The sequence below is a fragment of the Serratia sp. PL17 genome (genome assembly GCF_017832355.1).
GTDB lineage: Bacteria > Pseudomonadota > Gammaproteobacteria > Enterobacterales > Enterobacteriaceae > Serratia.
Genome location: NZ_JAFIBY010000016.1, coordinates 1 through 8,686, shown reverse-complemented (window position 1 = coordinate 8,686; position 8,686 = coordinate 1). Strand labels below are relative to the sequence as shown.

Genomic DNA, 8,686 nt, shown 5'->3' with positions numbered 1-8,686 from the left:
CTCTGGCTGCTCTGGCTGCTCTGGCTGCTCTGGCTGCTCTGGCTGCTCTGGCTGCTCTGGCTGCTCTGGCTGCTCTGGCTGCTCTGGCTGCTCTGCAGGATTATCTTCATCCACCAGCTCGGCATAACCTTTTTTGATCAGCTCGCGACCGTGCAGATCCTGCGTCTCGAATAACTCACCGTCATTGACCACCCGGCTACCGAACAAAATCGGTACAAGTGCTTTAACTTTCATGAATATCTCCTGAAAAAGCGGCCCACAGGCCGCTATATGTGGAAGCCATTAGCCGCCAGTCGGTGGAGTTGGAACGGTGAAAGCACCGGTAACGAAGGCTTCCGGGCGTTTGACGGCCAGCGCCACACGTTCTTCGCAACGAATGGAGATCATGTTCTTCTCGAAGTCGTCGGCGTTCTCGGTACTGATCACCACGTTGGCCTCTTCGCGGTCGAAGAGTTGAGCACCTGCGCTGAATGCACCGGTCAGGAATTTGCCCAGGAACGCACTGGCTTCAGTTGCGACAACAGGCAGGCCCCAGAGCGTCGGGCCGACGAGCGCTGATGGGTTAGCAAGGATATAGCGGCCCAGCGTGTCCTTGAGCAGCTCAATTTTGGCCCAGTCAGTGAAATGCAGCACATGGCCCGTTGATGGGAAGCGGGCTAACTGGGCCTGTAACATCGCCAGACGCAGATCATCAATGCCGTTTTGCATCGCCACTTCGAACGCCGCTTTATACTTCGACGCCTGGGGCATGATGCCCTCCAGGTGAGCACCTGTACCGTCACCGAACAGAATTTCCTGCTCTTCGACATATTTCAGGCCAAAGCGCAGTTCTGCATCCACCGTCGATTGCAGCTGCGCAAAGTCGTCCAGGATTTGCTTGGATGCCTTGAACATGTGCGCCAGGGTGCGAACCGGTGTGATTTTTTCCGCAAACTGGATATCACTGTACGGTTTTGCCGTATTTTCAGGCACTGCTGCGGCCTTGTTGGTGAAACCGGTTTGCTGTACCCAGTAGATAGTGCTGGAGCCTGTTTTACCTGGTGCGATCAAGTCGCGGATAAACAGACGTTGTTTCGGGGCGGTATCAATGCCCGGCAGGCGTTGCGGTGCCACAATTTGCCCAGGTACATCGGTAGAGATCAGCGCGGCATTAACAGGGATGCTCAGGCGTTGGTTACCCTGGATACCGGAAGCGAAGTCCTTTAGGGCTGAGGCCGAAATGACCTGTTGACCAACTGACTGAATAACTGCAGCAGCACTGCTTAATGGCATTTGCGCCACATGCTGCTCCAGCTCACCTAACGCGGACTTCAACGTTTTCTCTGCGGCCTTCATGGCATTCAGCTCGGTGGCCATTTTATCAACGGCATCTTTTGTTTCTGCTGAAAGCTCGCCGGACTTTTTGGCCTCTTTCAGCGCGTCTTCTGCTTTGGCATTAAATTTACTGGTCGCATCTTCGATAGATGCGGTGACTTTTTTCAGGATTTCATTTACTTCAGACATAATTTCTCCAGATTATTGGCATGCCGAAACCAGCCCACTTAATGCGGCGTCCAGTTTGGCTAAGGTTTCAGGGGATGCTTCGGCAGCGCTCGGCGTGCCAGTTGGATCGGTAACAGCGCCCGGCGTGTTACCCGTAAGGGCTTTCAAAAGCTTGCGGCGTTCTGACCGTGGGGTGTTCGTCTTGGCCAGTAAAGAATCCAGCTTGCGCAGAGCAGCGGCTGGCGACTCGTCATCACTGGTGACCGAATCGGAGGAAAGCAGACCATCAGCCAATCCCTTCTCGATAGCATCACTGCCACCAATATAGGTTTCGCCGTCCATCATCTGTTTGACGGCGTCACTATCGAGACCTGAACGGGCCGAGTAAATATCTGCCATCGCGTTATCGAAAGGCTCAAGATAATCCACCATGGCGGCAAAATCATGGCGGTTACCTATCGCCACTACCCAGCAGTTGTGGATCATCAGGAAGGCCCCGCGACCGATCTGAATGTCATCGCCGGCCATCGCAATAATTGATGCTGCACTGGCGGCCAGTCCCAACACTTTCACAGTCACCTTTCCCTGGTACTCGCGCAACAGGTTGTAAATCGCCAGGCCTTCGAACATATCGCCGCCAGGCGAATTAATGTTTACGGTGACGTCGGCACCATTCATTGACCGCAATACGCCCGCAATACGCTTCGCCGTAACCCCTTCCCCCCAGTAGTCCTGCCCGATAACATCAAACACAGAAATCGTATTATCGTCAGAGGCTGCGGCTTTCAGGCCGCCATTCCAGCGATCGAGCGCTGAGGGTAAGGGTTCGCAGGTGACACCCGCGCAGGGGCGCCCCGCCGGCGCTGCCGGAAGTTGTTTTTTTGTCATGGGGAGTTGCTCCTACGCCGCTTTTTTCAGCGGTGACTGATCTTCAGGAATGTCAGGGAAAAGGTAGTTATGAAGCTTGGTAATACCGCTGGCCTGAGCGCCGAGGTTATTCTGTTTCAAATCTTCCAGAGGGGTCAGGTTAAGCTGCACGGTGTAAATATCTCCACCCGGTATTGGCGGCAGATTTTCAAGTCTGCGGACATCGTTGCGGCTCATCCAACCATTTTGCAGCGCTGTGGTGTAATACGCAGAGCGACCGACGCTATCAGCACGCAGCAAGCCTTCAACCGAGAACTCAGCAAAGTAATCCTCGTCACCATCTAGGAGGCAGCGAGCTATTTCCTGCTCGATATTCACCAATAAAGGCCGCAACGTATTGGTCAGGAATATCAGGTTCATGCCCTCAACGCTTGACGCCCAACTACTCTGCTTCGTGACGTGCCCCACCATAAACGGGGGCACCCGAAACCAGCGGCAAATCTCTTCGATACTGAAAGCGCGACTTTCCAGAAGCTGTGCAGCCTCTGGATTCATCGTCACGTTCTGGTAGGAAAGCTCATTTTCCAGCACCATCAACTTACCGGCATTTTTTGAGCCGATAAACGATTGCAGGCTTTTACGCAGACGCTCTCGCTGCTCTTTGTTCAATGCCGTTTTTGACGATAAAAAACCGGTGCTTTGAAGGCCGTTTTCGAAAATCTTGGCAGCAGCTTCATCCACGGCCATTGCAGCGCCAAATACATCACGGCCAGAACTCAAAGGCATCATGCCGCACACACCATCCAGACCAAAGCCGCGGATATGCATCATGCGGTCAACGGGGATCACTCGCTTTGTCCCGTTCTCGGTATACGTATATTCAAGCTTGCCCGTCGGTAGGCGTTTAACCACCATGTTTTGTGGCAAGAGCGGGTCCAGCGCCACCAACTTGCGGCCTATCATTTTCTTTTCAACGAACGCATTACCCCGCAAGCAAATACTGGCCACCACCAGCAACATGAACCGCGAGGGCGTCATTTCCAGATTGGGCCGCCGGCACAATACCTGGTAAGCAGGATGATCCTGAGCAAGTTTGCGGGAACCATCCGCCTCACGCACATACACTTTTAGCGGCAGCGTGGAGATCGACTCACTGAGCAGGCGAATGCAGGCCCAGACAGAGGAAAGCTGGATTGCCTTGTCGGCAGTGACCACCTTGCCGCTGCTGCTGGTACCAAACCATTCTTGCCAAAATGTCCCGGTGGTGAGACTGATCGGGACACCCAGCCAATTTAAAAGGGCGCTTTTAACGCGCCCCGGTTGTTTGTTTTTGTCCATCAGATACCCACTATGATCGGATCATCAAAAAAGCCTTCTAAATCGCTGTCGTCTTCCTGTATGTCTTCTGCTGCCCCCACGGACATTGCCAGCGCAACAATACCGTCTATACGCCCATTGCTGCGGCGCTTGCTGAACACCCGGTTTTCACTTTTATCGGACTCGGTTACGGCGTTGGCCGCATTCCAACGAAGGCAGGGATTAAACAGAATGGTGATTTTCTTATCGATAATGAGTTTTTCCAACAACTCGATAGAGTGTGGCATCCAGAGCCCAGACTCTTTGGATTTACCGAAACCCTGCCCGTGCGGCACAAGAGGAACGGTGATCCCTTCATCTATGAGCTCCGGCTCCAGGTAGTCCATATGGTAACGGTCAAATGCGATGGACTGCATATCAAACAGCGCCGCCAGTTGGGCGATGCGTTTTGACACTGCGCCATAATCGATAACACTGCCGACGGGGGCGTGAACGTATTCCTCACGCACCCAGGCGTCATAAGGAACGCGGTCATTTCTGGCCCGGTCGAGTAACGTATCCTTCGGCGTCCAGAACTCAACGAATGCCGTTCTTATCTCTGGGAAATATAGTGATAGCGCGGTTAAATCTCGCTTGCCGGACAAATCCAGACCGCCATAGCACATCTGGCCCTGCAGCTCGGCGATATCGAACGTCTTTTCACAGGCCATCCAAACATCGCCGCCGATCCACGGATTCTCGGCATCGACCCATTCACAGAAGTTTAGGCGCCGCACCAGGCTTTCTTTTGACGGCATACCCCGTGCATCTTCCACCTGCTCGCGCAAATATTCAGGCTGAAATGTCTGCCCCATCGAGGGATTGGCTTTTGCCCAGCATGACTCATCCTTGAAAGGATCGTCGCCTTCATCCAGCGAACAGATAAACGCAAAGAAGGCATCGTTTTTTTTCTGGCCGGCGGCCAGCTGCTTGCCGTACTGGTGATATTCGTAACAGACGCTGGTTTTATCGTGGCCACTGTTCGTGATCATGAAAATCAGTGCCTGCCTGCGACCTTTGGTACCAGCACGCATCATCTCGACAGCTTTGTTGTCTTTGTGTTCGTGAACTTCGTCAATCAGTGCACAGTGTGGTCGGGGGCCTGACTGGCCATCATCGGAACTGATGGGTCGGAAGAAAGAACCGGTCTGCAAGAAAGCCAGGTTCCATTCTTTACCTGCCCCGCCAGATGCATCAATGCGCTGCGACAATGCTGGCGACTGGTTAACCATCGCTACCGCATCGCGAAACAAGATCATCGCCTGGTCTTTTTTCGTCGCTGCCGCATAGACCTCTGCGCGTGGCTCTTTATCAGCCATCAGGCAATACAGCCCGATCCCCGCTGAAAGGGGCGATTTTCCCGACCCTTTACCCGACTCTACATACGCCGTGCGAAAGCGGCGTGAGCCGTTCGCCCTTTTCCATCCAAAAATTGAGCCGACGACGAAAGCCTGCCATGGTAGAAGAATGAAGGGCGCACCTTCATGCTCGCCGCCATTCAGCTTGAGCACCTTGGCGAAGAAGTCGATCACGCGGCTCACAGCTTCAACATCCCAATGCAGGCCCCGGCCTTCTCCCTCAACCAAATCATTAAGGTGACGCTGGCAGGCATTGCGTATGTCGGGCCCGGCGAGGGTCCTGCCCTCGGTAACATCTAGGGCGTACTGTGTTGCCGGGTCAGGTGCCGAAGAATTCGTCGAGCGGGTCCGTTTCTTTTTTTCCACCATTTACATTTACCTTTGACCTGGCCGCTGGCGTCAGACCAAATTCCACCAAATAACTTTTGAAGCGGCGATCCGCATCCGCCAGCATGGAAACAGCAGGGTTGGCCTTGATCAGAAATCCCCCTTCGGTTTGTACCGTATAGGTGCGACCTTCGTCAGTGATGGTGTTTCGCAGTTGGAGAATGTCGGCATAAATATCGCAGAGGCGCTCAAGCGCAAAAGTATCAGCAACGGTCAAAACGCCCATGCCGTCGAGAAGAACGGTCATCCGGCCCCAGGCGGTTTTCCCCCAGTCGGTGAGATGCGCAGGAGGGCTGGGAATTTCGCGGGCCGGCATCGGCTCTTTATCATTAAGTTTTCTTTTGCCCGGGTTACCCGTCACCACTTTTAAATGGGTCGGTTTCGGGCGTCGTCCTGCCATCGGAACCTCCCAGAAAAAAACTTTTCATTTCGCGGTTGTGCACACAAATGACTAGCGGCGGTCTTTAAAAGCGAGAGGGTTGAACTCTTACCCCGCCCCTCCCCACCGCATTCAAACGCCGCTGTCAGCGGTTCCAGTGCGACGCAGGGTCAAGCGGCAGGCCGTCAGGCGAGCACCCTATTACCTTGCCGGTCTTCTCCATACGTTGCTTTGTGGAGTCGTGGTGCGGCTTACATAATCCCTGCCAGTTCTTGCGGCTCCAGAACAGATGCTGCGCCTTCTTCATTTCCTCTGGCGTCTTGGCCTCTTTCATGCGGTGTGGCACGATGTGATCGACCACAGTCGCCGCCTCAATGCGCCCCATCTGCTGACACATGACACACAGAGGATTGGCTCGAAGGAACACGAGGCGCTCAGCCTGCCACTTGCTGCCGTAAAGCTTCTTAGCGGCCACGGGTGACTTGCCATAACTTGCCGCCGGCCTGCAGCTCCCTTTCGATTGCAGTCTCAGCGGCTTTCCTTGCCAGCTTGGCGACTTCTTTCATGAGATCAGAATGGTTGATAGTGCCATCTTTAATCTGCGCGTCACTGATAAATACCTGGCCGACACTGATTGTGTAGGCTGATTGACCCACATACTCGGCAGGCTCGCCAAGGTACTGAGTCTTCTGTATGCGCTCACTCAATTCAGCAATGCGCATCAGCTGATTCTCCAGCACCGTGAGGGCTGAGGTATCAACATTAATGCCGAGGGACATAGTGCCAACACTCTCAGCTGTCTTGGGCTGGATGGCATCAATATTATCCTGGTCACCTACGACAGGGACGTAACCACCTTTAACCGACAGAGTGATCGGGAAGTATTCGGGGATGCCGCTTACCGTAGTACGCACACCATGAAGGTCATAGCGCGCCGTGCCTGCCGGGTTGCTTAACTCATAGCCATCTTTGGTGACGGTTATGCCGAGGTTGCGCATCACATCGCGCAGGGGTAACTGTTTCATTCCGAATCTCCAAATAGAAAAGCCACCAGCCTGCCGATGCGCTGGGTGCGCGGTAGGTGCAAAGTGATAGCTTTGGTTATTGTGCATTACACAGCAGCCTCGAAAAGCCGCTCTGTGATGCGCCTGCTTTTAACCACATCAGGCAAGGTGGTATCTTGAGTCTTCTCACAGAACTCAAAACGAGGAAATTATGGAAGATATTAAATATTCAGACCTGTTGAAACTCGCGGAATCACAGGCAATACAAATTGCCGCACTACAAAATATTGTCATGGGGCTTTATGCCACTGCCAGCCAAGAACAAAAATCCGAGGTGAGAAAGGCCATCGACGGCGTATACAAAATGAGCGTATCGTCAGGTGATAATGATGCACCAACAGAGAGAGTGTTTGCTTATACGAATGCTATCCTCGCTTCACTGCCCGAATAGGTTCCAAACTAGATACCAATAATGTAGCCATTTTCTCTAATGTTTCAGTGCCTATAGCTGCAGGGGGAGAATGGCGTTTCATCATCTCAACTTTCAATGCTGTCACCTCGTCCTCCAGCTTATTAACTCGTCGCTTAAGATCCATACCTATCTCCCGTTAGCAAAGACCATCTGTAATACTTAGGAAACCTCAGCGGATACGGTGAGCTCAGCAAGCTCTGGTCGATCATGCTCAATACGCAAATCACCGTCACCCGCGACACCACTGAAAGTCCGTGTAAACGGACCGGTTACAAGTCCCGTGAATTTATCTTCCACCAGCAATCTATCCTGCTGGAAAACCTTCACGTTAACCTCTGAGCCGAACACCCGCCCGTTATGGCTTTCCTCAAGCCTGTTGATTGTGATCGATAAAGTTTTCACTGTGTTCTCCCGGCGCTCTGTGACCACTGCTGGAAAGTAGATTTCTTTCCGGTTCGGATAATAGGGTTCGATTCGTCAATCGTCCCAATGACCAGTCGCGGCTTACCCTGCCTGTCGGTAATCACCATCCCCCGATCATTCATGAACATCCGATGACTCTTCGATTTAGTGCTGAATTGCATCAGTTCCCCCTCCCGATGGATACCCGCCATTTGTTCAGCGTGGCCACCTGGCCGGCGCAAATTGATAAAGCTGTTTGTAGCGCCAGCGTGTAGCTCAGCGCATCGCCCCACGTATTGCCCTGCAGCGCTGGTTGCTCATGCAGTGTGAATACGGACTCAGGGGGTAGTAGGATTATTTGCTGTGGCGCTGGTGGCGTTCTGCTGCAGGAGGTCAATAACAGCGGCAGGCATAGGACTATTGCCACATTTATCGCTTTTAAGTGCATCGTGTAATTTCCTCTGGTACGTTTCCCCCTGCTGGCGCAGTTGCTGATTATTCTTTTGTTGTTCTGCCATCAGCGTGCGGTTACGGGCGTCCTGTTCCTGCATGGTGGCAATCAGTCCTGACTGCTGCGCCAGTGTTTTTTTCTGCTCCGCAGCTTGCTGTCGTACCAACTCCAGCCGATGAGACAGCAACGAGCTATAGCCGCCCAGACAGATCACTGCCACCAGCAGGAGCAGCAATCCCCCACGGGTCAGCTTTGATACCAAGCCAGTCATGACAAGAACACTTCATGCTCAGCTGCTCGGCGCTTCACCAGCCCAGGCATAACCTTGCCACCGCTGAATTTCCAACGAGGGAATTGGTCAGCCGCGCCCTGCACATCACCAATATTGAATTCCTTCACCAATGTGGACTGTGCGAAGTTAGATCCTCCGACGTTGAACGCCAGCGACACCATCGCGTCAAACTGGTTCTGCGTCATTGGACGCTTGATAGCGCTGTTTACCGTCAACTCATACACGGCCAAATCATC

At 53.2% G+C, this 8,686-nt stretch carries 12 protein-coding genes; 1 reads left to right on the top strand and 11 read right to left on the bottom strand.

Annotated elements, in window-relative coordinates:
* The 8 genes from JOE25_RS26240 to JOE25_RS26205 form a co-directional block, all read right to left on the bottom strand.
* Positions 1-234, bottom strand: a 234-nt coding sequence (locus JOE25_RS26240) for a hypothetical protein (RefSeq protein ID WP_209640541.1), incomplete at its 3' end; no start/stop codon positions are given.
* A 48-nt stretch (positions 235-282) separates the two neighbouring features.
* The gene (locus tag JOE25_RS26235; protein WP_209640538.1) at positions 283-1,503 is read right to left on the bottom strand and encodes a phage major capsid protein; all 1,221 of its coding nucleotides are present in this window, start codon (positions 1,501-1,503) and stop codon (positions 283-285) included.
* Between the two features lie 12 nt (positions 1,504-1,515).
* Complete coding sequence (locus tag JOE25_RS26230; RefSeq protein ID WP_209640535.1) at positions 1,516-2,370, bottom strand: head maturation protease, ClpP-related; 855 nt, start codon at positions 2,368-2,370, stop codon at positions 1,516-1,518.
* A gap of 12 nt (positions 2,371-2,382) precedes the next feature.
* Entirely contained in the window at positions 2,383-3,687 is a 1,305-nt protein-coding gene (locus JOE25_RS26225; RefSeq protein ID WP_209640532.1) for a phage portal protein, read from the bottom strand.
* The gene (locus JOE25_RS26220) at positions 3,687-5,432 is read right to left on the bottom strand and encodes a terminase TerL endonuclease subunit (RefSeq protein ID WP_209640529.1); all 1,746 of its coding nucleotides are present in this window, start codon (positions 5,430-5,432) and stop codon (positions 3,687-3,689) included. The genes JOE25_RS26225 and JOE25_RS26220 overlap by 1 nt, the downstream gene beginning before the upstream one ends.
* Positions 5,383-5,850, bottom strand: coding sequence for a phage terminase small subunit P27 family (locus tag JOE25_RS26215; RefSeq protein WP_020828222.1), 468 nt, complete (start codon positions 5,848-5,850; stop codon positions 5,383-5,385). The genes JOE25_RS26220 and JOE25_RS26215 overlap by 50 nt, the downstream gene beginning before the upstream one ends.
* Before the next feature lie 124 nt (positions 5,851-5,974).
* Entirely contained in the window at positions 5,975-6,304 is a 330-nt protein-coding gene (locus tag JOE25_RS26210) for an HNH endonuclease signature motif containing protein (protein ID WP_209640526.1), read from the bottom strand.
* Positions 6,294-6,854 (bottom strand): hypothetical protein, encoded by a 561-nt coding sequence (locus JOE25_RS26205; RefSeq protein ID WP_209640523.1) that lies wholly within the window; start codon positions 6,852-6,854, stop codon positions 6,294-6,296. The genes JOE25_RS26210 and JOE25_RS26205 overlap by 11 nt, the downstream gene beginning before the upstream one ends.
* 190 nt (positions 6,855-7,044) lie before the next feature.
* Here JOE25_RS26205 and JOE25_RS26200 point away from each other — a divergent pair, with 190 nt between their 5' ends.
* Complete coding sequence (locus tag JOE25_RS26200) at positions 7,045-7,284, top strand: hypothetical protein (RefSeq protein ID WP_209640521.1); 240 nt, start codon at positions 7,045-7,047, stop codon at positions 7,282-7,284.
* Positions 7,285-7,464: 180 nt separating this feature from the next.
* Here JOE25_RS26200 and JOE25_RS26195 read toward each other — a convergent pair whose 3' ends face one another.
* The 3 genes from JOE25_RS26195 to JOE25_RS26185 all read right to left on the bottom strand — a co-directional run.
* Complete coding sequence (locus JOE25_RS26195) at positions 7,465-7,707, bottom strand: hypothetical protein (RefSeq protein ID WP_209640518.1); 243 nt, start codon at positions 7,705-7,707, stop codon at positions 7,465-7,467.
* Positions 7,708-8,045: 338 nt separating this feature from the next.
* Positions 8,046-8,429, bottom strand: a complete 384-nt coding sequence (locus JOE25_RS26190; protein ID WP_209640515.1) for a DUF2570 family protein — start codon at positions 8,427-8,429, stop codon at positions 8,046-8,048.
* On the bottom strand, positions 8,426-8,686 hold a 261-nt coding region (locus tag JOE25_RS26185; protein ID WP_209640512.1), incomplete at its 5' end, for a lysozyme. The genes JOE25_RS26190 and JOE25_RS26185, both read right to left, overlap by 4 nt.

What these genes read in the sequence shown, in the direction of transcription:
- JOE25_RS26215 (WP_020828222.1), bottom strand. Translation starts at nt 5,850, where the DNA reads ATGGCAGGACGACGCCCGAAACCGACCCATTTAAAAGTGGTGACGGGT.
- JOE25_RS26220 (WP_209640529.1), bottom strand. Translation starts at nt 5,432, where the DNA reads ATGGTGGAAAAAAAGAAACGGACCCGCTCGACGAATTCTTCGGCACCT.
- JOE25_RS26205 (WP_209640523.1), bottom strand. Translation starts at nt 6,854, where the DNA reads ATGAAACAGTTACCCCTGCGCGATGTGATGCGCAACCTCGGCATAACC.
- JOE25_RS26225 (WP_209640532.1), bottom strand. Translation starts at nt 3,687, where the DNA reads ATGGACAAAAACAAACAACCGGGGCGCGTTAAAAGCGCCCTTTTAAAT.
- JOE25_RS26190 (WP_209640515.1), bottom strand. Translation starts at nt 8,429, where the DNA reads ATGACTGGCTTGGTATCAAAGCTGACCCGTGGGGGATTGCTGCTCCTG.
- JOE25_RS26200 (WP_209640521.1), top strand. Translation starts at nt 7,045, where the DNA reads ATGGAAGATATTAAATATTCAGACCTGTTGAAACTCGCGGAATCACAG.
- JOE25_RS26235 (WP_209640538.1), bottom strand. Translation starts at nt 1,503, where the DNA reads ATGTCTGAAGTAAATGAAATCCTGAAAAAAGTCACCGCATCTATCGAA.
- JOE25_RS26230 (WP_209640535.1), bottom strand. Translation starts at nt 2,370, where the DNA reads ATGACAAAAAAACAACTTCCGGCAGCGCCGGCGGGGCGCCCCTGCGCG.